General features: G+C 75.3%; 22 protein-coding genes, 1 tRNA gene and 1 pseudogene. 7 read left to right on the top strand and 17 right to left on the bottom strand.

Annotated features, from left to right (window positions below; translation table 11 throughout):
- Positions 1–13 precede the first annotated feature (13 nt).
- From atpB to WAB14_RS05165, 11 genes are all read right to left on the bottom strand, one after another.
- The gene (gene atpB / locus WAB14_RS05215) at positions 14–892 is read right to left on the bottom strand and encodes a F0F1 ATP synthase subunit A (protein WP_340268064.1); all 879 of its coding nucleotides are present in this window, start codon (positions 890–892) and stop codon (positions 14–16) included.
- A gap of 136 nt (positions 893–1,028) precedes the next feature.
- The gene (locus WAB14_RS05210; RefSeq protein ID WP_340268062.1) at positions 1,029–1,487 is read right to left on the bottom strand and encodes a Cg1360 family ATP-synthase-associated protein; all 459 of its coding nucleotides are present in this window, start codon (positions 1,485–1,487) and stop codon (positions 1,029–1,031) included.
- Positions 1,484–2,176: an L-threonylcarbamoyladenylate synthase gene (locus WAB14_RS05205; protein ID WP_340268060.1), complete on the bottom strand. Its 693-nt coding sequence runs from the start codon at positions 2,174–2,176 to the stop codon at positions 1,484–1,486. The genes WAB14_RS05210 and WAB14_RS05205 overlap by 4 nt, the downstream gene beginning before the upstream one ends.
- The gene (locus WAB14_RS05200) at positions 2,173–3,090 is read right to left on the bottom strand and encodes a N5-glutamine methyltransferase family protein (protein WP_340268058.1); all 918 of its coding nucleotides are present in this window, start codon (positions 3,088–3,090) and stop codon (positions 2,173–2,175) included. Before WAB14_RS05200 ends, WAB14_RS05205 begins: the two co-directional genes overlap by 4 nt.
- Complete coding sequence (prfA, locus tag WAB14_RS05195; protein ID WP_340268056.1) at positions 3,087–4,196, bottom strand: peptide chain release factor 1; 1,110 nt, start codon at positions 4,194–4,196, stop codon at positions 3,087–3,089. Before prfA ends, WAB14_RS05200 begins: the two co-directional genes overlap by 4 nt.
- 75 nt (positions 4,197–4,271) lie before the next feature.
- Positions 4,272–4,490, bottom strand: coding sequence for a 50S ribosomal protein L31 (gene rpmE / locus WAB14_RS05190; RefSeq protein WP_340268054.1), 219 nt, complete (start codon positions 4,488–4,490; stop codon positions 4,272–4,274).
- A 131-nt stretch (positions 4,491–4,621) separates the two neighbouring features.
- Complete coding sequence (gene rho, locus WAB14_RS05185; RefSeq protein WP_377002441.1) at positions 4,622–6,700, bottom strand: transcription termination factor Rho; 2,079 nt, start codon at positions 6,698–6,700, stop codon at positions 4,622–4,624.
- Positions 6,701–6,874: 174 nt separating this feature from the next.
- Entirely contained in the window at positions 6,875–7,834 is a 960-nt protein-coding gene (locus tag WAB14_RS05180; RefSeq protein ID WP_340268052.1) for a homoserine kinase, read from the bottom strand.
- Complete coding sequence (thrC, locus tag WAB14_RS05175) at positions 7,831–8,913, bottom strand: threonine synthase (protein WP_340268050.1); 1,083 nt, start codon at positions 8,911–8,913, stop codon at positions 7,831–7,833. Before thrC ends, WAB14_RS05180 begins: the two co-directional genes overlap by 4 nt.
- Positions 8,913–10,217 carry a homoserine dehydrogenase gene (locus WAB14_RS05170; RefSeq protein ID WP_377002442.1) on the bottom strand — a complete coding sequence of 435 codons (1,305 nt, stop codon included), beginning with the start codon at positions 10,215–10,217 and terminating at the stop codon, positions 8,913–8,915. Before WAB14_RS05170 ends, thrC begins: the two co-directional genes overlap by 1 nt.
- 61 nt (positions 10,218–10,278) lie before the next feature.
- The gene (locus WAB14_RS05165) at positions 10,279–10,977 is read right to left on the bottom strand and encodes a TetR/AcrR family transcriptional regulator (protein ID WP_340268048.1); all 699 of its coding nucleotides are present in this window, start codon (positions 10,975–10,977) and stop codon (positions 10,279–10,281) included.
- A gap of 113 nt (positions 10,978–11,090) precedes the next feature.
- Between WAB14_RS05165 and WAB14_RS05160 the strand changes: the two genes are divergently transcribed.
- From WAB14_RS05160 to WAB14_RS05150, 3 genes are all read left to right on the top strand, one after another.
- Positions 11,091–13,322, top strand: a complete 2,232-nt coding sequence (locus WAB14_RS05160) for an MMPL family transporter (protein WP_340268046.1) — start codon at positions 11,091–11,093, stop codon at positions 13,320–13,322.
- A gap of 70 nt (positions 13,323–13,392) precedes the next feature.
- A complete protein-coding gene (locus tag WAB14_RS05155) occupies positions 13,393–13,950 on the top strand; it encodes a GNAT family N-acetyltransferase (RefSeq protein ID WP_340268044.1) in 558 nt (185 codons plus the stop codon).
- A gap of 10 nt (positions 13,951–13,960) precedes the next feature.
- Positions 13,961–15,544 carry an HNH endonuclease signature motif containing protein gene (locus tag WAB14_RS05150; RefSeq protein WP_340268042.1) on the top strand — a complete coding sequence of 528 codons (1,584 nt, stop codon included), beginning with the start codon at positions 13,961–13,963 and terminating at the stop codon, positions 15,542–15,544.
- Between the two features lie 95 nt (positions 15,545–15,639).
- Here WAB14_RS05150 and lysA read toward each other — a convergent pair whose 3' ends face one another.
- Together lysA and argS are read right to left on the bottom strand one after the other, a co-directional pair.
- Complete coding sequence (gene lysA, locus WAB14_RS05145; RefSeq protein ID WP_340268040.1) at positions 15,640–17,061, bottom strand: diaminopimelate decarboxylase; 1,422 nt, start codon at positions 17,059–17,061, stop codon at positions 15,640–15,642.
- Complete coding sequence (gene argS / locus WAB14_RS05140; protein WP_340268038.1) at positions 17,058–18,731, bottom strand: arginine--tRNA ligase; 1,674 nt, start codon at positions 18,729–18,731, stop codon at positions 17,058–17,060. The genes lysA and argS overlap by 4 nt, the downstream gene beginning before the upstream one ends.
- 64 nt (positions 18,732–18,795) lie before the next feature.
- Between argS and WAB14_RS05135 the strand changes: the two genes are divergently transcribed.
- A tRNA-Arg gene (locus WAB14_RS05135) sits at positions 18,796–18,867 on the top strand.
- Between the two features lie 196 nt (positions 18,868–19,063).
- On the opposite strand, the pseudogene WAB14_RS18220 reads toward WAB14_RS05135, so the two are convergent.
- Positions 19,064–19,264: pseudogene (locus tag WAB14_RS18220) on the bottom strand (MarR family transcriptional regulator); the annotation flags it as partial.
- Between the two features lie 112 nt (positions 19,265–19,376).
- Here WAB14_RS18220 and WAB14_RS05130 point away from each other — a divergent pair.
- A complete protein-coding gene (locus WAB14_RS05130) occupies positions 19,377–19,847 on the top strand; it encodes an SRPBCC family protein (RefSeq protein WP_340268036.1) in 471 nt (156 codons plus the stop codon).
- On the top strand, positions 19,844–20,242 hold the full coding sequence (locus tag WAB14_RS05125; protein ID WP_340268034.1) for a DUF6958 family protein: 399 nt from the start codon (positions 19,844–19,846) through the stop codon (positions 20,240–20,242). Before WAB14_RS05130 ends, WAB14_RS05125 begins: the two co-directional genes overlap by 4 nt.
- A 7-nt stretch (positions 20,243–20,249) precedes the next feature.
- Here WAB14_RS05125 and WAB14_RS05120 read toward each other — a convergent pair whose 3' ends face one another.
- Positions 20,250–20,615 (bottom strand): DUF1801 domain-containing protein, encoded by a 366-nt coding sequence (locus WAB14_RS05120; protein ID WP_340268032.1) that lies wholly within the window; start codon positions 20,613–20,615, stop codon positions 20,250–20,252.
- 59 nt (positions 20,616–20,674) lie between these two features.
- Between WAB14_RS05120 and WAB14_RS05115 the strand changes: the two genes are divergently transcribed.
- Positions 20,675–21,541, top strand: coding sequence for a CPBP family intramembrane glutamic endopeptidase (locus WAB14_RS05115; RefSeq protein ID WP_340268030.1), 867 nt, complete (start codon positions 20,675–20,677; stop codon positions 21,539–21,541).
- A 24-nt stretch (positions 21,542–21,565) separates the two neighbouring features.
- On the opposite strand, the gene WAB14_RS05110 is transcribed toward WAB14_RS05115, so the two are convergent.
- Complete coding sequence (locus tag WAB14_RS05110) at positions 21,566–22,417, bottom strand: M15 family metallopeptidase (protein ID WP_340268028.1); 852 nt, start codon at positions 22,415–22,417, stop codon at positions 21,566–21,568.
- Positions 22,418–22,759: 342 nt separating this feature from the next.
- Positions 22,760–24,223, bottom strand: a complete 1,464-nt coding sequence (locus tag WAB14_RS05105; RefSeq protein WP_340268483.1) for a GuaB1 family IMP dehydrogenase-related protein — start codon at positions 24,221–24,223, stop codon at positions 22,760–22,762.
- Positions 24,224–24,378: the final 155 nt, after the last annotated feature.

Genomic DNA, 24,378 nt, shown 5'->3' with positions numbered 1-24,378 from the left:
TTCGGTGGGGTGGTCAGTGCTCCGGGTGGAGCGCACCGCTGATGTACACCGCGGTGAGCAGGGTGAAGATGTACGCCTGGAGGACGGCGACGAGGATCTCGAACAGCGTGAAGGCGAAGCCGCCGACGAGCGTGAGGACGAACATGGCGCCGAGCGCGTTGCCGCTCAGGAGCTCCTCGAGGAAGTACTGCGTGCTCTTGAAGCAGAGGACGAGCAGCAGGTGGCCCGCGATGAGGTTCGCGAGCAGACGGATCGTCAGCGAGAACGGCCGGATGAGGAACGTCGACGCGAACTCGATGGGCGTGACGAGCAGGTAGAGCGGCTTCGGCACGCCGGGCGGGAACAGGTTGCTCTGGAAGTAGCCGCCGACGCCCTGCGCGCGGATGCCGACGACGATGAAGGTGAGGTAGCTGATCGCCGCGAGCAGCAGGGGGACGCCGATGACACTCGTCCCGCCGATGTTGAGCAGCGGGACGATCCCCGTGATGTTGAGGGCGAAGATGAGGAAGAAGAACGTCGCGAGCAGCGGCAGGAAGCGCCGGCCGTCCTTCTGACCGAGGATCTGCTCGGCCACCTGCGTGCGGACGAGGTCGAGGCCGAACTCGACCGTGCTGGAGTACCGGCTGGGAACCAACCGCGCCCGCTGGACGTAGAGCACCATGACGAGCACGACAGCGGCCATCGCGATGAGCCGGACGAGCATGATCCGGTCGAAGACGGGCTCGCCGCCGACCGTGAACGGGATGGGGAAGAACTCGCCGATCCCGGGGGGCGAGAAGTTGCCCTCCTCGTCCGTGACGGACATCGGTAGCGCGGCGAACGCGGTCAGCGTCGTCAGCGTCGACTCCCGGGGTCGGGCCGGCGTGGGGACCGGCGGGCGAGCGATCGGCACCGGGGCCGCACAGGCTCAGACGCGCGTCTCCGCACGCCGGGCTGGGCCCGTGGGCACCGGGTCGCGGGAACCCTACCAACCCCCGGGCGTGCTCCCCACCGCGGCCCGCGGCCGCCGCCGTGGCACCCGCGACCGCTCAGCCGACGTACGGCACACGGGCCGTCGTGAGGGCCCGGTACTCCGCGTAGAGCGTCGCGACCATGCCGACGACGATGCCGACGAAGAGCGCGACGGGGTCGTAGAAGTCGAGGCCGCGCAGCCCCCACAGGACGAGCCCGACGACGACGACCTTGACGAGCCACGACCCGAGCACCCAGCCCGCGACGACGACCGGGTCCCCGCCGGCGACCCGCGCGCCGACGAGCGCGGTCGTGCCGAGGAAGGCGAGCGCGACGGCGAACCCGATCAGCGCCCCCCACACCCCGGGCGCACCGACGAGGAGGCCGGCGACGGCGGCGGTGACGGCCGCGGCCGCGGCGCACACGAGCGCCGCGAGGCGCACCGCCCGGCGGAGCGCCGCCCGCAGCGCGAGCCCGCCCTCGCCGACGGGGCGGGGGGCCGGGCCGTCGGGGTCCGCGTAGGGCTGGTCGCTCATGCGGGGACCTCCTCGTCGCTCGCGGCCGTCCGGGACGCCGCGTCCTCGTCGTCCCACCCGTCGGGGACGACCTCCTCGAGCAGGTGCTGCGGGATCGCACCGTCGCGCAGCACGCGCGGCGCCTCCCCCGTGCAGTCGACGATGGTGGAGGCGCGCTCGTCGAGGCACGCACCGCCGTCGAGGTAGACGGCGACGGAGTCGCCGAGCATGCCGTGGGCCTCCCCCGCCGACAGGGCGGCGGGTGAGCCGGCCGTGTTGGCACCGGACGTCGCGAGCGGCCCGGTGCGCGCGAGCAGCTCGAGCGCGACGGGGTGCAGCGGCATCCGGAGCGCGACGGTGCCGCCGGTGTCGCCGAGGTCCCACGCCAGCGTCGGCTGGGCGGGCAGCACGACCGTGAGCCCGCCGGGCCAGAACGCCTCGACGAGGTCGCGGGCGTACATCGGCACCTGCGTCGCGAGGCCGTCGAGTCCCGTCGGGTCGCCGACGAGGACGGGCGGCGCCGCGTCGCGCCCGCGACCCTTGGCGGCGAGGAGCGCCTCGACGGCGTCCGGCTGGAAGGCGTCGGCGCTGACGCCGTAGACCGTGTCGGTCGGGACGACAACGAGGGCCCCGCGCGCGACGGCGGCCGCGGCGGCGGCCAGCCCCCGTTCGCGCTCCCGGGGCGCCGAGCAGTCGAAGGTGCGGCTCACGCGCTCGATCCTCCCAGGTCCCCGGAGGCGGCCGGGCCGCGGAGCCGGGCGGTCGTCACCCGCGTCCGGCCCGTGAGGTCGACGTGGTGGCGGACGTCGTCCCACGACCCGCCCTCGGGCGCCTCGCGGCGCAGCACGGCCGCGACGTCGGCCGCCTGGTCCTCGCCGTGCTCGAGGGCGAGGAGGCCGTCCGGCAGGAGCAGGACCGCGGCGGTCCGGACGCAGCCGGCCAGCACCCGCATGCCGTCGGGTCCGCCGTACAGCGCGGCGGGCGGGTCGTGCTCGGCGACCTCGGGGTCGCGCGGCACGGCGTCGTCCGGCACGTAGGGCGGGTTGGCCGTGACGACGGCGCACGCCCCGGCGTGCTCGGGCAGGGCGGCGGCGACGAGGTCGGGGCGGGTCGCATCACCGTGGACGAGCCGCACCCGCCCGGCACCGAGCGCCGCGACGTTGCGCTGCGCCCACGCGTGCGCGGCGGTCTCGTGCTCGACCGCACCGACGCGCGCCCCGCCCTCGAGGGCGAGGGCGAGCGCGACCGCCGCGGAGCCCGTGCACAGGTCGACCGCGAGGGTGCCGTCGCCGGGCAGGGCCTCGAGCCCCACCTGGGCGAGCACCTCGGTCTCCGGTCGCGGGACGAACACGCCCGGGCCGACCGCCAGCTCGAGCCCCCGGAACCCCGCCGTGCCCGTGAGGTGCTGGAGCGGCACCCGGTCCGCGCGCTCGTCGACGAGGGCGGCGAAGCGCTCGCCGGCGCCGTCCGGCCAGCCGGCGCGCAGGACGACGAGGCGCTGCAGCCCGCCCCGGTCGGTGCCCGCGGCGTGGGCGGCGAGGAGCTCGGCGTCCGCCCGCGGCGTCGCCACGCCGGCGTGCTGGAGCGTCGCGACAGCGCGGGCGAGGTCCTCGACGAGGCTCACGCGCCCGCACCGGCCTCGCTCGCCGCGGCGAGGGCCTCCCGCGTCCGCAGCTGCACGAGGCTGTCGACGACCGGGTCGAGGTCGCCGTCGAGCACCTGGTCGAGGTTGTACGCCTTGTAGCCGCTGCGGTGGTCGACGACGCGGTTCTCGCCGAAGTTGTACGTGCGGACCCGCTCGGAGCGGTCGACGGTGCGCACCTGCGCGGCCCGTGCCTGCGACGCGGCGTCGGAGGCCGCGGCGCGGGCGTCGGCGAGCAGCCGCGCCCGCAGCACCCGCAGCGCCTGCTCCCGGTTCTGCAGCTGCGACTTCTCGTTCTGGCAGCTGACGACCGTGCCGGTCGGCAGGTGGGTGATGCGGACCGCGGAGTCGGTGGTGTTGACGCTCTGCCCGCCGGGTCCGCTCGAACGGAAGACGTCCACCCTAAGGTCGGCGGGGTCGAGGTCGACCTCGACGTCCTCCGCCTCGGGCGACACGAGCACGCCGACGGCGGAGGTGTGGATCCGGCCCGCGGACTCCGTCACCGGGACTCGCTGCACGCGGTGGACGCCGCCCTCGTGCCGCAGCATCCCGTACGCGCCCTCCGGAGCGGCGACCGCGAGCGTCGCGGCCTTCACACCCCCGAGGTCGGCCCACGTCGTGTCGAGCAGCTGGGTGCGCCAGCCGTGCCGCTCCGCCCACCGCTGGTACATGCGGACGAGCTCCGCGGCGAACAGCGCGGACTCGGTACCGCCCTCCCCCGCCCGGACCTCGACGATGGCGTCGCGGTCGTCGTCGGGGTCCCGCGGCACGAGCAGCGTCCGCAGCCGCTCCGTCGCCTCCGCAAGGGCGAGTTCGAGAGCAGGCACCTCGGCGCGGATGTCGGGGTCCTCGGCCGCGAGCTCGCGCGCCGTCGCGAGGTCCTCCCTCGCCGACGCCCAGTCCCGGTGCGCGGCGGCGACCCGGCCGAGCTGGGCGTAGCGGCGGGTGAGGCGGCGCGCCTGTGCGGGGTCGGCGTGGACGGCCGGGTCGCCGAGCGCGGCCTCGAGCTCCGCGTGCTCGTCGAGCAGCGGCCGGACGGCCGCCAGGTCGGCGGGAACGTCTGCTGCTCCACGCTCGTCGGCGCTCACGGTCGGTGCTGTCTCCCTCGCCTCACGACGACGGCGCCCGCCCCGCGGGTGCGGGACGGGCGCCGTCGACGGGTCCTACTTGGCGTCGGCCTTCTTGCCGTAGCGCTTCTCGAAGCGCGCGACGCGGCCACCGGTGTCGAGCAGCTTCTGCTTGCCGGTGTAGAAGGGGTGGCACTGGCTGCAGACGTCGGCGTTGATCTTGCCGCTCTGCGCCGTGCTGCGGGTCGTGAAGGTGTTGCCGCACGTGCACGTCACGGTGGTGGTGACGTACTCGGGGTGGATGTCGGACTTCATGGTGTCTCCTCGCTCTGGTGGTCGCCGGGTCGTGCAACGGGCACGTGAACCGGGACCGGTCGGGGACCAGTGTGACGCATCCGCGCAGCCGCTGGGACCAGCGGCTCCGGCGTCACGGCCTGGTCAATGCCTCAGTCGTCGTCGTGATTCCCGTGCTGGCCCGTGTGGTGGCCGTTGGTGTGCCCGGGGGCGGTCTTGCCGACGGTGAGGAGGAACTCGGTGTTCGACCGGGTCTTGCGGAGCCGGTCGAGGAGCAGCTCGACGGCCTGCTGCGCGTCCAGCGCACCGAGCACCCGCCGCAGCTGCCACATGATCTTCAGCTCGTCGGCCGCGAGGAGGATCTCCTCCCGACGGGTGCCGGAGGCGTTGACGTCGACCGCGGGGAAGATGCGCTTGTCGGCGAGCTGCCGCGAGAGGCGCAGCTCCATGTTCCCCGTGCCCTTGAACTCCTCGAAGATCACCTCGTCCATCTTCGAGCCGGTCTCGACGAGGGCCGTCGCGAGGATGGTGAGCGACCCCCCGTTCTCGATGTTGCGGGCCGCGCCGAAGAACCGCTTGGGCGGGTAGAGGGCGCTGGAGTCGACACCGCCGGACAGGATGCGCCCGCTCGCCGGCGCGGCGAGGTTGTAGGCGCGACCGAGGCGCGTGATGGAGTCGAGCAGCACGACGACGTCGTGACCGAGCTCCACCAGCCGCTTCGCCCGCTCGATCGCGAGCTCGGCGACCGTCGTGTGGTCGTCCGCGGGCCTGTCGAAGGTCGAGGCGATGACCTCGCCCTTGACGGTCCGCTGCATGTCGGTGACCTCCTCCGGTCGCTCGTCGACGAGGACGACCATGAGGTGGCACTCCGGGTTGTTCCGCGTGATGGCGTTCGCGATCGCCTGGAGGACGAGGGTCTTGCCCGCCTTCGGCGGGGACACGATGAGGCCCCGCTGGCCCTTGCCGATCGGCGCGACGAGGTCGATGATCCGCGTCGTCAGCTGGCCCGGCTCGGACTCCAGCCGCAGCCGGCTCTGCGGGTACAGCGGCGTCAGCTTGCCGAACTCGTCGCGGCCGCGGGCGTCCTCCGGGGAGGTGCCGTTGACGGTGTCGACGCGGACGAGGGCGTTGTACTTCTGCCGACGCTCCTCGCCGGGGCGCTCCTGACGGACCTGCCCGACGACGGCGTCGCCCTTGCGCAGGCCGTACTTCTTCACCTGACCGAGCGAGACGTAGACGTCGTGCGGGCCGGGCAGGTAGCCGCTCGTCCGGACGAAGGCGTAGTTCTCGAGGATGTCGACGATGCCGGCCACCGGCACGAGCACGTCGTCCTCGCGCACGTCCGGCTCGTTGTCGCCGCGCTGGCGCTCGCGCTTGTCGCGCTGGCGGTTGCGGCCGCGGCGGCGCCTGCTGCCGCGCTCGTCGTCGTAGTCGTCGCGGCCGGCGTCCGGACCGCGCCCGTCACGGTCGTCGCGGTCCTGGTCGCGCTGCTGGTCACGGGACTCCGGCTGCTGCGGGCCGCGCTGGTCGTCCTGGCCGCGCTGGTTTTCCTGACCACGCTGGTTGTCCTGACCACGCTGGTGGTCCTGACCACGCTGGTGGTCCTGGCCCCGCTGGTCCTGACCCCGCTGGTCCTGAGCCCGCTGGTCCTGGGTGCGCTCGCGCAGCCGAGCGAGGCGTTCCTGCCGGGCGGTCTGCCGACGCTGGGCGGTGTCCTCCCCGCGCGGTGGGAGGTCGGGCAGGATCGGCTCGGCCTTGAGGACGGCCTCCTGCACGGCGGCCTCGGCGTCGAGCTGCGCCCGGCGGCGGGCGCGGCTCTGCGAGGCGCGACGCTCGTCGGCGCGGTCGTCCCGGTCGCCGCGCGCGTCCCGGTCGTCGCTCGCCTCGCGGGCGCGGGCGGGTTGGGGCAGCGTCGGCTCCGCCGGGGCGTCGGACCGGTCGTCGCCCGCAGGGGCGGCGGGACGGTCGTCCCCGTCGGCGGGGGCCCCGGTCGCCGGGGCCTCGGCGCGGCGCCGGGGAGCACGCTCGCCCGCACCGTTGCGGGTCGGTGCGCCACCGTCGGTGCGCTCACGGACGGCGGCGAGCAGCTCGGCCTTGCGCATGCGGCCGGCCCCGCTGATGCCGAGGCGGGCGGCGACGGCCTGGAGCTCGGCCACCTTGAGTCGGCCGAGGTCGGCCGTGCCCGCCGGTGCGCCGGGCACGCTGGCCACGGCGTCGTGGGTGTCTGTCACGAAGGTCCTTCCTTCGGATTCCGTTGCTCCGCCGGCCTCGTGACGGGCACGGCGGTCTGGGGCAGCCGCAGGGCGGACGATCCTGTCGGAACGGCTTCTGCCGGCTGCGAGAACGACGGGAACGGTGTCGTGAGAGACCCCCGTCGTACGACGAACGGTAGCACCCGGAGGTGCTCAGCCGAGCACCTCCGCCCGAGCGGGTCCCCCGACCGGACGTGCGTCGACCTGCCAGGCGCCGGGCGCGACGGTGTCCGCGACCTGCTGCACCGTGGCGGCGGTGGACCCGAGGCACAGCAGGGACGGGCCGGCCCCCGACACGCACGCCGCCACGCCCTCGGCGCGCAGGGCCGCCAGCAGCTCCGCGCTGCCGGGCATGGCGCCGGAGCGCTGGGACTGGTGGATCCGGTCCTCCGTGGCCGCCAGCAGCAGGTCGGCGTGCCCCCGCAGGGCGTGGACGAGGAGCCCGGCACGCGCCCCGGTGAAGGCGGCGTCCGCGTGCGGCACCGTCGCCGGCAGCAGGGCCCGGGCGACGTCGGTGAGCAGCACCTCCCCGGGCACGCACGTGACGAGCGCCAGCCCGTCGGACACCTCGAGCGGGACCGCGCGGTAGCCACCGGCGTCGGCCCACGCGAGCACGGCCCCACCGAGCACGCTGGCCGCGGCGTTGTCGCCGTGGCCCTCCGCGGCGGCGGAGCTCGACACGAGCCACCCCGCGCGCGTGAGAGCGCCGGCCTGCTCGGCCTCGCCGTGGACGAGCGTCCACGCCGTGAGGAGGCCCGCGACGACGGCGGTCGCCGACGAGCCGAGGCCACGCCCGTGCGGCACGGCGTTGCGGCACGTGAGGTCGAGGTCGAGGTGGTCCGCGCCCGCGCCCAGGCCGGCGAGCCCGCCCCGCACCCAGCGCGCGACGAGGTGCCGGTCGTCGGTCGGCACCTCGCCCGCGCCCTCGCCCGAGACGTGCACCGAGGTGCGCGGCGCCTGCGGGTCGCTCGCGGGCGTGCAGCGGGTCTCGACGACGTCGCGGAGCTCGAGGGCGAGGCCGACGGCGTCGAAGCCGGGCCCGAGGTTCGCCGACGACCCGGCGACGTCGACGCGGACGCGGGCGGCGGCGAGCGCCCGGTGCCCCTGCGTCACGCGAGCCCCAGGGCGCCCGCGACCTCGACGGTGTCGGAGCCCACGCGCACCGGCTGCACGGGCGTGCCGTCCTCGCCGCGCAGGGCCCACTGCGGGTCCTTGAGACCGTGGCCGGTGACGGTGACGACGATGCGCTGGCCGGGGTCGACCTGCCCCGCCGCGTGCCGCTGCAGGAGGCCGGCCACCCCGGCGGCCGACGCGGGCTCGACGAACACGCCCTCGCGGGCGGACAGCCACCGGTGCGCGGCGAGGATCTGCTCGTCGGTGACGGCCTCGATCACCCCGCCGGACTCCTCGCGGGCGGCCACGGCCTGCTCCCAGCTCGCGGGGTTGCCGATCCGGATGGCCGTCGCGATGGTCTCGGGCTGGTCGACCGGGTGCCCCTTGACGATGGGCGCGGCGCCGGCGGCCTGGAACCCCCACATGCGGGGACGCCGGGTGGCGGGTCCGTCGTCGGCGTACTCGGTGTAGCCCTTCCAGTACGCCGTGATGTTGCCGGCGTTCCCCACGGGCAGGCAGTGGACGTCCGGGGCGTCACCGAGCACGTCGACGACCTCGAAGGCCGCCGTCTTCTGCCCCTCGATGCGCGCGGGGTTGACGCTGTTGACGAGCTCGACGGGGTAGGCCTCGGAGAGCTTCCGCGCGACGGTGAGGCAGTCGTCGAAGTTGCCGTCGACCTGCAGGAGCGTGGCGCCGTGGGCGACGGCCTGGGCGAGCTTTCCCATCGCGATCTTCCCGTCCGGCACCAGCACGGCACAGCGCAGGCCGGCTGCCGTCGCGTACGCGGCCGCCGAGGCGGAGGTGTTGCCGGTGCTCGCGCACACGACGGCCCGCGCGCCGCCGGCGACGGCGACCGTGATAGCGGTCGTCATCCCGCGGTCCTTGAAGGAGCCCGTCGGGTTGCAGCCCTCGACCTTGAGCCGGACCTCGCAGCCGAGCCGCTCCGACAGAGCAGGTGCCGGCACGAGCGGCGTGCCGCCCTCCGCGAGCGTGACGTCGCGGGAGCCGGGGGCGAGCGCACCGACGAGCGGGAGCCGCTCGCGGTACTCGGGGATGACACCGCGCCAGGGAGCCGCCATCACTCCCCCTCGACGCGCATGACGGAGGTGACGTCGAGCACCGCGTCGAGGTGCGCGAGGTCCTCGACGGTCTCGCTCAACGAGGTGTCGGGGGCGACGTGCGTGACGACGACGAGCTCCGCGGTGCGGTCGGGGCCCTCGCCGACGGCCTGCTGCCGCACCTGCTCGATCGACACGCCGTGCGCCGCGAACGCGTCGGCGACGCGCGCGAGCACACCCGGCCGGTCGGCGACCTCGAGCCGCACGTGGTAGCGCGTCAGGACACGCGACATCGGCAGCGCCGGGAGGTCCGCGTACGCCGACTCCCCCGGGCCGCGACCGCCGTGGACGCGGTGGCGGGCCACGGCGACGACGTCGCCGAGGACGGCACCGGCTGTCGGTGTGCCGCCGGCGCCGGGTCCGTAGAACATGAGCTCGCCCGCGGCCTCGGCCTCGACGAAGACCGCGTTGAAGGGTCCGCGGACACCGGCCAGGGGGTGGCTGCGCGGCACGAACGCCGGGTGCACCCGCACCGTCACCCCCTCCGGGCCGCCGTCGGCGCCGGCCGGCACGCGCTCCCCGATGGCGAGCAGCTTGACGACGCAGCCGAGCCGGGCGGCCGCCGCGACGTCGGCGGCCGTCACCCCGGTGATGCCCTCGCGGTGGACCGCGTCGCCGGGCACCCGGGTGTGGAAGGCGAGGCTCGCGAGGATGGCGGCCTTGCTGGCGGCGTCGTAGCCCTCGACGTCCGCTGTGGGGTCCGCCTCGGCGTAGCCGAGCGCCTGGGCGCGCTCCACGGCGTCGGCGAAGCCCGCGCCGGTCGTGTCCATCTGGTCGAGGACGTAGTTCGTCGTCCCGTTGACGATGCCGAGGAAGCGGCGCACCCGGTCCCCGGCGAGCGACTCGCGCAGCGGTCGGATGAGGGGGATCGCGCCCGCGACGGCGGCCTCGTAGTAGAGGTCGACGTCGGCGGCGCGCGCGGCCTCGAAGAGCTCGGGCCCGTGCTCGGCGAGGAGCATCTTGTTGGCCGTCACGACCCCCGCGCCGTGGCGGAACGCCTCGTGGAGCAGCGAGCGGACCGGCTCGATGCCCCCGACGACCTCGACGACGACGTCGGCGCGGCGGACGAGGTCCTCGGCGTCCGCGGTGAGCAGCGACGGGTCGACGCCCGGCCGCTCGCGCTCCGGCCGGCGCACGGCGATGCCGACGAGCTCCAGCGGTGCCCCGACGCGTGCGGCGAGGTCGTCGTGCTGCTCGCGGAGCAGCCGGGCGACCTCGGAGCCGACGACGCCGCAGCCGAGGAGGGCGACTCGGACGGGTTCCACGCGCCGCAGTGTGTCAGGACCGCCGGACACGGGGGTGGGGGTGGTCGCGGACCGGTCCCGCTCACGCCCGATCGGGCGCGCCCTCCCGCTGGTCCTGCAGCACCTGCACGATGTCACGGGCGCAGTCGGCCATCTCCGCCTCGAAGACGACCTCGGGGTCGGCGCCGGTGTGCCCGAGCCGGCCGATCACCTCGACCATGACGACGCCGAGGAGCCGGACCCAGGCCCGGGCGAAGCGCTCGCCGAGCGGACCCGGGAGGACGTCGAACACGTCGGGGCCCGCGGGCGCCGTCGTGGGCGGTGCCGCAGCGCCCCGACCGAGCCCGTCGACGAGCAGCCCGAGGAAGACCTGGCCGAAGCGCCCGCCCGCCGCCTCAGTGCGCGGGCAGCCCGACTCGAGCTGGTGGACGCCGCTGCCGTACATCAGCGCGAACTCCGCCGGGTGGGCGACGCACCAGTCCCGGAACGCGCGGCTGGCGGTGAGCAGCGCCTCACCGACACCGGCGTCGTCAGCCGTCCCCGAGCCCGTGAGCCGGTCCTGCAGCGCCTCGGTCAGCTCGTCGAAGAAGGACGCCGCGAGGCGGTCGACGAGACCGTCCAGTCCGTCGACGTAGCGGTAGAGCGCCGACGCCGTCATCCCCATGCGCCGCCCGACCTCGCGCACCGTCACGGCGGCCGGCCCGCCCTCGACGAGCAGCTCCCGGGCCGTCGTCACGATCTCGGCCTCGGTCGCCGCCCGCAGGCGGTCCCGACGGGGCACGACCGGAGAACGCACCTCCGATGTGTTGACAGTGTTCACGAGCGAGAGCATAGTTCACGACGGCGGTCGAGAACACCGTTCACCGAAACGAACATCGTCTACGGAGGATCCCCATGTTGTCTGCCCTGGCTCGCGGGATCTCCCGCCGCCCCGTCCTCGTGCTGGTCCTCGCGGGGCTCGCCCTCGCGCTCGCGGCCTGGAGCGCCTTCGCCATGGGCGGAGGACTCTTCGGGAAGGCGACGGACGGCGGCTTCGACGACGCCCGCAGCGAGTCGTCGGTCGCCGCCGCCGTCTCCACCGAGGAGCTCGGCCGCACCGACGTCGACGTCCTCGTGACGTACACCAGCCCCGGACGGACCGTCGCGGACCCGGAGTTCGCCGACGCGGTCACGCAGACGCTCGACGACGTCGTCGCCGAGCACGCGGACGTCGTCGACGAGGTCGTCAACCCCCTGGCGGCGCCCGATCCGGCGGCGACGGGGCTGGTCTCCGCGGACGGCACGACCGTCGTCGCGCTCGTCCGCCTCGTCGGCGAGGACGACGCCGAGCGGTCCGCGGTCTACGCGGAGGAGGTCGCCGACGACCTCGTCGCGCCGTCCCCGCTCGAGACCCGGCGCGGGGGTCTCGCCGCGGTCAACGCCGACATCAGCCGCCAGGTCGGCGCCGACCTCGCCCTCGCCGAGGGCGTCATGGTGCCGATCGTCCTGCTGCTGCTCGTCGTGTTCCTCGGGGGGCTCGTCGCAGGGTCGCTGCCCCTCGCCATCGGCGCGTTCGCGATCGTCGGGGCCTTCGGGATGGTGTCGCTGATCGGCGAGGTGACCGACGTCAGCATCTTCAGCGTCAACGTCATCACCGCACTGGGGCTCGGCCTCGCCGTCGACTACGGCCTCCTGCTCGTCGCCCGCTTCCGCGAGGAGCTGACGCCCGGCCGGCCCGTGCCCGACGCCCTCGAGGCGACGCTCACGACGGCGGGACGCACCGTCCTCGTCTCCGGGCTGACGGTCGCCGTGTCGCTGGCGGCGATGCTGTTCTTCCCCTTCATGTTCGTCCGCTCGCTCGGGACCGGGGCCATCGCCGCCGTCGTGCTCGCCATGCTCGCGGCCCTCACGGTCCTCCCCGCGATCCTGCGGCTGCTCGGCAGGCGCGTCGACGCGGTCGGTCTGCCGTTCCGTCGCGGCACCCGCGCCGGGGCCGACCGCACCGACGGGGCGTGGGCCCGCATCGCCCGCGGGGTGATGCGCCGCCCGGTCGTGGTGGTCGTCGGCGTCGTCGCGCTGCTCGCCGTCCTCGTCGCCCCGGTCGCCGACCTGCGCCTCGGCGGGGTCGACGTCCGGGCCCTGCCCGAGCGGGCCGAGTCGCGACAGGCCGCCGAGACGGTCGACGAGCAGCTGCCGTGGCTGTCCACCGACGCCGCCCAGGTCGTCGCCGTCGGCGCCGACGGCTCGGCACTCGACGCGACGCAGCAGGCGGCCGTCGTCGACGCCGTCGAGGCCGCCGCCGGCACGCCGGCGCGCGTCGAGGCGACGTCCGGCACGGCGGTCCGCCTGTCGGTGCCGCTGGCCGACTCGGACCCCTTCTCCGCCGCCTCCCGCGAGCTCGTCACGGACCTCCGCGACGTGTCCGTCGACGGCGTCGACGTCCTCGTGACCGGCGACACCGCGTACTTCGTCGACCGGCTCGACGTCATCACCGACCGGCTCCCCCTCGCCGTCGGGTTCGTCGTCGTCGCCGAGCTCCTGCTGCTGTTCTGGGCCTTCGGCTCGGTCCTGCTGCCCGTCAAGGCGGCGCTGCTCAACACCGCGACGATCGCCGCCACGTTCGGGGTGCTCGTGTGGGCGTTCGGCGAGGGCAACCTCTCCGGTGTGCTCGGCTTCACCGAGACGGGCTTCCTCGAGACGAGCCAGCTCGTCGTCATCGTCGCGATCGCGTTCGGGCTGTCGATGGACTACGAGGTCTTCCTCCTCTCCCGCATGCGGGAGGAGTGGGACGCCACCGGTGACAACACGACCGCGGTCGCCAACGGGCTGCAGCGCACCGGCGGCATCGTGACGGCGGCCGCCCTGCTCCTCGGCCTCGTCGTCGGCGGGTTCATGCTCGGCGACGTCACGTTCATCCAGATGATCGGACTGGGGCTCGCCTTCGCGCTGCTCCTCGACGCGACGGTGGTCCGGGCGCTGCTGGTGCCGGCGACGATGCGGCTCGTCGGGTCCGCGAACTGGTGGGCGCCGGGTCCGCTCGCCCGCTGGTGGGAGCGCTACGGCCTGCGGGAGGAGCCCGCCGCCGTCGCTGTCGTCCCGCAGCCGCGGCACCGTGCGGAGACGCCGGAGGAGGCGCTCGTGGGGTGACAGATCCAGCGCGGCCCCGGTCACGACGGCGTCGTGGCCGGGGCGGCGCCGTCTCTGACACGCTCGACCCGTGCCGTCGTCGCCGACCCTGCGCCGCGCCGTGGTCGCGGACGCCCCGGGGCTGGCCCGTGTCCACGTGCGGGCCTGGCAGGCCGCCTACCGCGGCGTCATGTCGGACGACTACCTCGACGGGCTCGACGTCGGGCAGCGCACAGCATGGTGGCGGGACCGGTTGTCCGCCCCCGGCGCCGGTCCGACGGTCGCGGTGGTCGACGGCGCCGTCGTCGGCTTCGCGCACGCCGGGTCGGCCCGGGAGGCCGCGACGGGCGACGACGGCGAGCTGTACGCGATCAACCTCGATCCGTCCGTCTGGCGGCAGGGCATCGGGACGGCGCTCCTGCGGGCGGCCGAGGCGGACCTGCGGACCGGTGGTCACCGCGTCGCGGCCCTGTGGGTGGCGACGGCGAACCCGCGGGCGCGCGCCTTCTACGAGCGGCACGGCTGGCGGGCGGACGGCGTGAGCCGCACGGTCGCTGTCGGTGGCCTGGGCGGCGGCGACACGGTCGAGGTCGCCGAGACCCGCTACGGCACCGACCTGCTCGGAGGAAGTGTCGGACCCTCCCGATAGCGTCGTACGCATGTTCGATGGACTCCCGGCGCAGCGGCTCGTGGCCGAGCTCGCCCGGCTCGAGGAGCTCCTCGCCGCCGGGGACGGGCCGGGCGCGTCCCCGCTGCCCGATGCCGCGGTCGTCGACGGGCTCGCGGCCGCCACGGCCCTCGCCGGCTGGGCCGAGGGTCTGTCCGTCCGGCTGATCGGTCGGCTGCGGGAGCGCCGCCGCGCCGACCACGACCAGCTCGTCGCGGAGCTCGGGGGCCGGCGGGCGGTGGAGCGCGCCGGCGGTCCGGCCTCGGAGGCGGAGGTCGACCGCTTCACCGCCGTCGAGGTGGCGGCCGCGCTCCGCGTCTCCCAGCGCTCGGCGCAGGAGCGCGTGCAGCTCGCCGACGTCCTGCTCCGGCGGCAGCCGACGACCCTCGCGGCGCTGTCGGCCGGGCTCGTGGGCCTCGGGCACGCGCGTGCGGTGCGCGACGCCCTCGAGGGGACGCGCGACGATCTCGCCCGCCGGGTGGAGACGCACGTCATCGCGCGACGTCTCGAGAGGCGCGAGCGGCAGGCCCCCGAGGAGGGCGGCGGGACGACCTGGACCATCGGGACGCCGTCACAGGTGTCCGCCGCCGTACGCCGTGCGCTGGCGACCGCGGACCCGGCGAGCGCGACGCGCAGGATCGAGGCGGCCAGGTGCCGGCGGGGCGTCACGTCGTGGGGGCTGCCGGACGGCCTCGCCGTGCTGCAGGTGACCGCGCCCGCCGTCGACGTCGCCGCGGCCGTCGCGGGCGTCGACGCCGTCGCCCGCGAGCAGGTCGACGCCGCCCGGCGTGCGCACCGCGCCGGAGACCTCGACGCGGTCGACGTGCCGACGCTCGACCAGGCGCGCGCCGACGCCGCCATGACGCTCCTCCTCGGCACGTCCGACGTGCTCGCGCGCCCCGTCCCGCACGTGAGCGTCGGGGTCGATGTCCTCGTGCCGCTCGCCGCGCTGCTGCCCCCGCCACACGCCACGTCGAGCGACGCGGTCCCGGACCACGCCCCTGCCGAGCTGCCCGGCTTCGGGCCGCTGCCGGACCCGGTCGCCCGCGCCGTCGCCCGCGCCGCCCGCCGCGTCACGGTGGCGCCGCTCCGGCCCGACGGCACGGTCGACGCCGGCTGCCCCGGCACGCACGAGGCGAGGTACGAGCCGTCGGCGACACTGGCGCGCGCCGTCCGCACGCGGGATGTCACGTGCCGGTGGCCCGGCTGCCGTCGACGCGCCCGCGAGGCCGACCTCGACCACACCGTCGAGTGGCCGACCGGCCCCACCGCCGGCTGCAACCTCGCCGGCTACTGCCGGTTGCACCACCGCGCGAAGCACCGTGGCGGTTGGCTCGTCACCCAGACCGGGGACGGCCACCTCGACCACACCGCGCCGACCGGGCACACGTACGGCACCGATCCCCCGAGCTGGCAGCCGCCGGAGGACGTGGACGTCGGACGCGACGACGACGCCGGCCCGGGTCCCGCGCCGGGCGACTGGTGGGACCCGGCGTGGTTCGACGCCGACTGGTACGACCCCGGCGAGCCACCCGAGGCAGACGGCGACGACCGCATCGGCGTGCTCGTCGCGTGACACCCGTGAGCGTCGACGTGCGCGCCACGCGCCACGCGCCACGCGCCACCCGCCACGCGCCACGCGCCACGCGCCGTCGGGCGTCGCGCCCGGCGTCACCCGACGTCGAGCGCGAGCAGGTCCTCCTCCGTCTCGCGGCGCAGGAGCACCCGGCTGACCCCGTCGCGCACCGCGACGACGGGGGGCCGCGGCACGTGGTTGTACTGGCTCGCGAGCGAGCGGCAGTACGCCCCCGTGCCCGGCACGGCGAGGAGGTCCCCACGGCGCACGTCCCCGGGCAGGAACTCGTCGCGCACCACGATGTCCCCGCTCTCGCAGTGCTTGCCCACCACGCGGGCGAGCACGGGCGGAGCGTCGGAGGCGCGCGAGGCCAGCGTGCACGAGTAGTCCGCGTCGTAGAGGGCCGTGCGCACGTTGTCGCTCATCCCGCCGTCGACGCTCACGTACGTGCGCTCCCCCCCACCGTCGAGCACGACGGGCTTGACGGTGCCGACCTCGTAGAGGGTGAAGGTCGTCGGGCCGACCACGGACCTGCCGGGCTCGACGCTGATCCGGGGCACGTCGACCCCGGCGGCGGCGCACTCCTCCGCCACGGTGCGGGCGAGCCGCCCGGCGACCTGCTCGACCGGCATGGGCCGGTCCGTCGAGGCGTACGCGATGCCGAAGCCGCCGCCGAGGTCCATCTCCGGCAGCGCCACCCCGTGCGTGCGGAGGGTGTCGGCGTGCAGGCGCACGAGCCGCCGCACGGCGACCTCGAAGCCGGCGGGGTCGAAGATCTGCGACCCGATGTGGCTGTGGAGCCCGCGCAGCTCCAGCTCGGGGCGGGCGAGCACGTCGGCGACGACGGCCGCGGCCACCCCGTCGGACAGCGCCACGCCGAACTTCTGGTCCTCGTGCGCGGTCGCGATGAACTCGTGCGTGTGCGCCTCGACCCCGACGTTCACGCGGACGAGGACGGGCGCCACGACGCCGCGGGCCCGGGCGAGCGCCGCGATGCGGGCCGGCTCCTCCGGGCTGTCGACGATGATCCGCCCGACCCCGGCCTCGAGCGCGCGGGCGATCTCCGCGTCGGACTTGTTGTTCCCGTGCAGGCCGAGCAGCGCGGGGTCGAGGCCGGCGCGCAGCCCGACGGCGAGCTCGCCGCCGGTGCAGGTGTCGAGCCGCAGCCCCTCCTCGGCCACCCACCGGGCGACCGCCACCGACAGGAACGCCTTGCCCGCGTAGTACACGTCCGCCCCGCCGCACAGGTCGACGAAGGCGCGGTCGAACGCCTCGGCGTGCGCTCGCGCGCGCGCCCGCAGGTCGACCTCGTCGAGGACGTACGCGGGCGTGCCGTGCTCCGCGGCGAGGTCGCGCACGTCGACGCCTCCCACCCGCAGCGCGCCGTCCGGACCGCGGTCGACGGTCCTGGCCCACAGCTGCGGGAGCAGGGCGTTGACGTCGTCGGGGACCCGAAGCCACGCCGGGCCCGGCGTCATGACCTCGGCGTGGAGGACCCCCGCCTCGTGCGCCCTCACATGCGCTCCGGGGCGCTCACGCCGAGCAGGCGGAGCCCGTTCGCCAGGACCACCCGCACGGCGTCGTTGAGCCACAGGCGGGTGCGGTGCCCGGCGTCGACGGGCTCGGGCTGCCCGTCGGGCCCGACGCCCGGCACGACGCGCCGCTGCTGGTCGTACCACTTGTGATAGGCGCCGGCGAGCTCCTCGAGGTACCGGGCGACGCGGTGCGGCTCGCGCAGCTGCGCAGCCTGCGCGACCACCCCGGGGAACTGCGCGAGTGCCGCGAGGACGACCTCCTCGCTCGGGTGGTCGAGGAGCGAGGCGTCGAACCCGTCGTCGCGCCGCACACCCGCGGTCGCGGCGTTCCGTCCCACGGCGGCCGTGCGGGCGTGGGCGTACTGGACGTAGAACACCGGGTTGTCGTTGGAGCGCCGGGTGAGCAGGTCGAGGTCGACGTCGAGCGGGGAGTCGGTGCTCGACCGGGCGAGGGCGTACCGCGCGGCGTCGACGCCGACCGCGTCGACGAGGTCCTCCATCGTCACGACGGTGCCGGCGCGCTTGCTCATCCGGACCGGCTCCCCGTCCCGCACGAGGTTGACCATCTGGCCGATGAGGACCTCGACCCGGTCGGGGTCGTCGCCGAACGCGGCCGCGGCGGCCTTGAGCCGGGCGACGTAGCCGTGGTGGTCGGCGCCGAGCATGTAGATGGCGAGGTCGGCGCCGCGACGGCGCTTGTCGGTGAAGTACGCGAGGTCGCCGGCGATGTACGCGGGCCGGCCGTCGGACTTGATGACGACCCGGTCCTTGTCGTCGCCGAACTCCGTGGAGCGCAGCCACCACGCACCGTCGGCCTCGTAGAGACGGCCCGACGCCTTGAGCTCCTCGACAGCGCGCGCCACCGCGCCGGAGTCGTGGAGCGAGTTCTCGTGGAAGTAGACGTCGAAGTCGACGCCGAAGTCGTGGAGGCTCCGCTTGATCGCGTCGAACATGAGGTCGACACCCTCGGAGCGGAAGACCTCCTGCGCCTCGGCGTCGTCCAGTCGCAGCACCTCCTCGCCGCGGCGGGCGATCACCGCGGCGGCGATGTCGTCGACGTACTGCCCGGCGTACCCGTCCTCCGGGACGTCCCGACCGTGCGCCCGGGCGAGCAGCGACCGGGCGAACCGGTCGATCTGGGCGCCGTGGTCGTTGAAGTAGTACTCGCGGGTGACAGCGGCGCCGCACGCCTCGAGGAGCCGGGCCAGCGAGTCGCCGACCGCCGCCCACCGCGTCCCCCCGAGGTGGATGGGACCGGTCGGGTTCGCCGACACGAACTCGAGGTTCACCGCGGTGCCCGCGTAGCGGTCGTTGCGCCCGTACGCCGCGCCCGCGGCCACGACCGAGCGGGCGAGCTCCCCGGCGCTCGCCGCGTCCACCCGGACGTTGAGGAACCCCGGACCGGCGACGTCCACGCTCGCGACCCCCTCGACCGCGCGCAGGCGGGCGGCGAGCAGCTCCGCGACCTGCCGCGGGGGGCGCCCGGCAGGCTTCGCCAGCTGGAGCGCGACGTTCGTCGCCCAGTCGCCGTGGTCGCGGTTCCGCGGCCGCTCGACGGTCACCGTCGGGGGCACGTCGACCGCCAGCTCACCGGACGCCACGGAAGCGAGCAGGCACGAGCGGACGGCGGCGGCGAGGGTCTCCGGTGTCACGACGGACAAGCGTACGGGCGGCGCGGGAGCGCCCCGGCCGGCTGCTACCCTCGTGCTCGCCCTGGCCCCCGTAGCTCAGGGGATAGAGCACCGCCCTCCGGAGGCGGGTGCGCAGGTTCGAATCCTGCCGGGGGCACGTCGTCGCCGGAGCCCGCTCGTCGGCTCGCCGAGGCGAACGCCCCCGTCATCGCCGTCATCGCGTCCACGACCACGGCCCGCTCGGCTCCGTCGAGGTCGCGCACGCTGTCGTGGACCCGCTGCCCCAGGGGGCGGTAGACGGCGGCGAAGGCCCGGTACGTCTCCGGGCGCAGGGCGACGCGCACACTGCGCCGGTCGTGCGGCGCAGCGGACCGTGCCACGTACCCGCCGCGTACGAGCCGGTCGAGCAACGCCGTCACCGCGGGCCGCGAGAGACCCAGCGCGTCCGCCATCACCGCGGGCGACAGCGGGCCGTGCTCCAGCAGGTTGAGGGCGCGCAGGTCGCTCCGCCCGATCCGCAGCGCGCGACACGCGGCCTCGTCGAAGCCGTCCATCGCACGGGCGAGCGCGCGGCACGCGAGCAGGAGCGGGTCGTCGGGGTGCACGTGCTCGTCCGCCATGGTTCGATCACCGTACCATTCGGGCATCGAACTACAAGGAGCCACCATGGAGTGGACCGAGAGCATCGTCGTCGACCGTCCCGTCGACGTCGTCCACGCGGCCGTGGCGGACGAGAACGTCCTCATGCGGTGGTCGGCGTGGCCGGCGGCCACGGGCTACACGTGCAGCGTGGAGGGCGACGGCCGCTCGATCGGCTCGTGCATCGTCTTCCGCGACACGGACGGCGTCGAGCAGGGCCGCCAGCGACTCGAGCGGGTGAGCGACGACCGGGTCGAGTACCGGCTGACCAACCGCGGTCCCGGGGGGCGGGTGCTCCACCCGGAGGTCGACTTCCGCCTGGAGCCGCTCGGCGAGGCACGCACTCGCGTCCACCTCGACTTCCGCAACGACCTGCCGCTCCCCCCGCTCGTCCGGCAGGTCGTCGGGACCCTGCTCGCCCGACGCGTGAGGGCGCTCCACGTGAAGGACCTGCAGGACCTCAAGGCCCACGTCGAGTCGCGGCCGGTCGCCCGGTGACGACCACGCGCCGCGACCCCCACTCCGGACCGGTCCCGGACTCGGCGTGGGAGGCCGACCGTGCGGCCCGGCTCCGCGGGCGGGTCGAGATGTTCAACGCGACGCGTCCCGGCGGGCTCGACGGCTGGACGATGGACGCGACCCAGTACGAGCTCATGCGCGAGCACATCCTGTCCGTGCTCGAGGACGAGGCGCGGGACGACGGAACCGTCGCGTTGAAGGACCTCGTCGAGACCGCACAGGAGCGGTTCGGGGCCCACCCGGCGTTCCCGGGCGGGCGACTGCGCAACTACTGCACGTACACGAAGGTCGACCTCGAGGCCCGCGGGCTCGTCGAGCGCGCCCCCGGGTCGTCGCCGCAGCGGCTCCGGCTCGCCGGTCCCGCGAGAGGCTGACGCCCGGCTACGTCCGGAGCGTCGCGGCCGCCAGCGCGCGCAGCTCGTCGTCGCCCACGGCGGCGAGTTCCGCCTCACTGAACCGGAGCGTGCTCCGCCCGTGGACGAGGTCCGGGTGGGCGGCCGTGAACCCGCCGTCGTGGCCGTCGTGCCAGCCGTACACCGAGACGCCGTGCTTCCACGCCCCGACGTGGAACCGCCGACGACCGGACCGCACCGTGGGGATCCCGTACGACATGACGACGGCCGCGTCCGGCACGACGTCGCACGCGAGGCCGAGCAGCCGCTCGACCATCGCGCGGGACGCCGCCGGGAGGGCGGCGAGGTAGGCGGGCACCCCCTCGTCCGCCGGCTCCGCCCGAGCACCGTCCACACCACGAGTGTGCGGCGGACGCCTCGCGGTCGTCGAGGGCCCCGGGCCATCCTGTCCCCGTGAGCACGACGGACGCGCGACCGACGATGTCGGCGGACACGCCCGCCACCGAGCCCGCCTCGCTGCCGCGGTTCCTCTCGGCCGCCCTCGTGTGCGGCTCGGCGGTCGCCCTCTTCGGCTTCCGCAGCCACGTCGTGGGGTGGCCCCTGCTCGCGGCGGGGGTCCTGCTCGCGCTGGTCGTGACCCGCGGCGACCGGGACCGCGCCCTGCTGCGGCACCTCGCGGTCGTCGCCGTCGCGCTGTTCGGCATCAGCCTGGTCCCGCTCAAGGCCGACATCAGCAACGCCGGCATCCTCCGGTTCGCGCTCGCGCTCGGCTTCGCCGTCCTGCTGCCGTACGTCATGTCGCGGTTCGTGTGGCGCGAGGACGTCATCCGCTTCCCGGTGCGGACGGGACGGGCGTGGGGCCGGTTCGAGTGGACGTACCTCGTCGTCGTCGTCGCGCTCGGCTACCTCGTGCTGCCGGTCTACTTCATCGGCTCCGGCGTGTACGAGAACTGGCCGACGGTCGTGGAGACGGGCGAGATCGTCCGGCTCTTCGTCGGCGTCAACGCCGTCGGGCTGTGGGACGAGCTGTTCTTCGTCTGCACGGTCTTCGCCCTGCTGCGGCAGCACTTCTCGTTCTGGCAGGCGAACGTCCTGCAGGCGACGGTCTTCGTGTCGTTCCTCTGGGAGCTCGGCTACCAGTCGTGGGGCCCGCTCCTCACGGTCCCCTTCGCCGTCCTCCAGGGTTTCATCTTCTACCGGACGAAGTCGTTCCTCTACGTCCTCGTCGTGCACCTGTCGTTCGACCTGATCATCTTCATGATCCTCGTGCACGCCCACACGCCGAGCCTGTTCGACGTGTTCGTCACGGCCCCGGGCTGAGCGAGGGGGCCGGGGGCGCCGCGGTCACCACTGACCGTCGACGTACTCCCAGTGCCACGGCTCGTAGGGCCCGCCCCCGCCGCGTCGCGCCCAGGCGGGGTTGTCCCACCCGTGGGCGGGCGCGTGCTCGCGCAGCCAGTGGTACCCGGCGCCCTCGTTCTCGACGCCCCCGCAGAGGTCGACCGCGAGACCCCAGCCGTGCTCGGACGTCCCGGGCCGCGCGGCGAGACCCGGCTTGCGGGCCCGCAGCGACTGCTGGGCGGCGAAGGAGCGGTAGCCGTCGGTGAGGCAGATGTCGGAACCGAACTCGGCGCGGTAGGCCTCGTTGAGGACGGCGAGGGACACGGCGGCGTCGGCGCGGATGTCGGTCCTCCCGTCCCACAGGGTGCAGAGGTACGCCTCCGACATGCGCCCGTTGGGCTGGTCGGTCTCCGGCGGGACGCCGTCGCACCCCGGCAGCGGCGACCGCTCGCTGCCGCGGGACGCCTCGTCCGGCGCGACGCGCAGCAGCCCGTCCTCGCCGGCGACGACGTCGGAACCCGCGTCGATGTCGCCGACCACGGGCTCCCGCGCCTCGACGGGGGCCTCCTCCCGGACGAAGGAGGCGACCGGGCCGGCGCTCGCGGACACGTCCGACGTCACGGCGTACCCGGCGATCGCGGCCACGAGCGAGCCGACGACGGCGACCTGGGGGACGCGCCGCCACAGCGACCCACCGGCGTGGCTCCTCGGGGACGGCGGGGCCGTGGGCTCGTGGGCGGCCAGGGCCGCCACGGGCGTGGGTCGCGGGGCGACGCCGTCCACCCAGGCGTCGTCGCCACCCTCGAGGACGTGGTCGGGGAGCACCGCACCGAGCGACGGTGCCGCCGGTGGCACCGTCGTGGCCCCTGCGCCGACACGGCCGGACGTGCTGCGCGACCGCAGCGACCGGCGGGTGGGGGCGGTCGTCGTGCCTCGAGCGTCCGGTGCGGTCGAGGCGGCACGCGCACGCTCGGCCGCACGGAGAGCGCGTCGCGACGGCAGGGGCTGCGCGTCAGGGCGCGGCAACGGCACGTCTTCTCCAGTCGTGTCGTGCACCCGGGCGGGCGGCGGGCGGGCAGGGCAGGGGCGGTCGGGGACGACCGGGGGGTTTGACCCACCTCGGGACGGGGTATCCCTCGCCAGCGAGCGGGTCACGACAACATAACGACGCCCGCCGGGCGAATCAACTCCCCCGACCTACCAGCCGGTCGGCAGCGGCCGCCCCTCGTCGTAGCCGGACCTCGACTGCACGCCCACGACCGCGCGGTCGGCGAAGCCCGCGAGGTCCGCGGCCCCCACGTACGTGCACGCGCTGCGCAGCCCGGCGGTCACGTGGTCGAGCAGGTCCTCGACGCCGGGACGGGCGGGGTCCAGGCGCATGCGCGAGGAGCTGATGCCCTCCTCGAACAGGCCCTTCCGCGCCCGGTCGAACGCGGAGTCCTCCCGGGTGCGCGCGGTGACGGCGCGCTTCGAGGCCATCCCGAAGCTCTCCTTGTACTCCCGGCCCTCGGCGTCGACGAGGAGGTCCCCCGGGCTCTCGAACGTGCCGGCGAACCACGAGCCGACCATCACCTGGCTGGCGCCGGCCGCGAGGGCCAGGGCGACGTCGCGCGGGTGCCGGACGCCGCCGTCGGCCCACACGTGGGCGCCGGCCGCGCGGGCGGCCTCGACGCACTCGAGGACGGCGGACAGCTGCGGCCGCCCGACCGCGGTCATCATCCGCGTCGTGCACATCGCGCCGGGACCGACGCCGACCTTGACGACGTCCGCACCGGCGGCGACCAGGTCGCGCGTGCCGTCGGCCGTCACGACGTTGCCCGCGACGAGCGGGACGCCCGGCGCGGCCTCCCGGGCGGCGGCCACGGCATCCAGCGCACGGGACTGGTGCCCGTGGGCGGTGTCGACCACGAGCACGTCGACGCCTGCGGCGAGCATCGCGGCGCACCGGCCGGCGACGTCGCCGTTGATGCCGACCGCCGCCGCCACGCGCAGCCGCCCGCGGTCGTCGAGCGCGGGACGGTAGAGGGTGGACCGCAGCGCACCGAGGCGAGTCATGGCGCCGACGTGCCGCCCGTCGGGGCCGACGACGGGGGCGAAGTGGTGCCGCGTGCCGGAGAGCACCTCGAAGGCCGCCCGCGGCCCCTGGCCCGGGCCGTCACCCGTGACGTCGTCGACGTCGAGGCGCACGACGTCGCTGCTCATGACGTCCCGCACCGGGGTGTAGCGGTCGACGCCCCGGCAGTCCCGCTCGGTCACGACCCCGGTGAGCCGGCCGTCGGCGTCGACGACGACGGCGGCGCCGTGCGCCCGCTTCGGCAGCAGGTGGAGGACCGTGAGGACGACGTCGTCCTGCGACACCACGACCGGGGTCTCGAGCACGGGGTGCCGCCCCTTGACCCAGCCGACGACCTCGGCGAGCACGTCGAGCGGCGTGTCCTGGGGGAGGACGGCGAGCGAGCCGCGGCGCGCGGCGGTCTCCGCCATCCGCCGACCGGTGACGGCGGTCATGTTGGCGACGGCGACGGGGAGGGTCGCGCCCGTGCCGTCCACCGGTGTGAGGTCGACGGCGGTGCGGGAGCCGACGTCGGAACGGGACGGGACGAGGAAGACGTCGTCGTACGTGAGGTCGTGGGGCGGCCGGTGCCCGGGGAGGAAGCGCACGTCGACCGAGTGTTCCACCCGCCGGCGGGTACGTGGTGAGCCGCGTCACGCGGCACCGCCGGGGCCCGTCCTCGGACCGGAACCGGCGCCGGGGCAGGTCTAGGCTGACCGCGGCGGGACGACCACCATCGCGCGAGGGAAGAAGGCGAAGCACG

It is taken from the genome of Aquipuribacter nitratireducens, assembly GCF_037860835.1.
Lineage (GTDB): Bacteria > Actinomycetota > Actinomycetes > Actinomycetales > JBBAYJ01 > Aquipuribacter > Aquipuribacter nitratireducens.
This window is presented reverse-complemented; position numbering and strand designations above follow the sequence as displayed.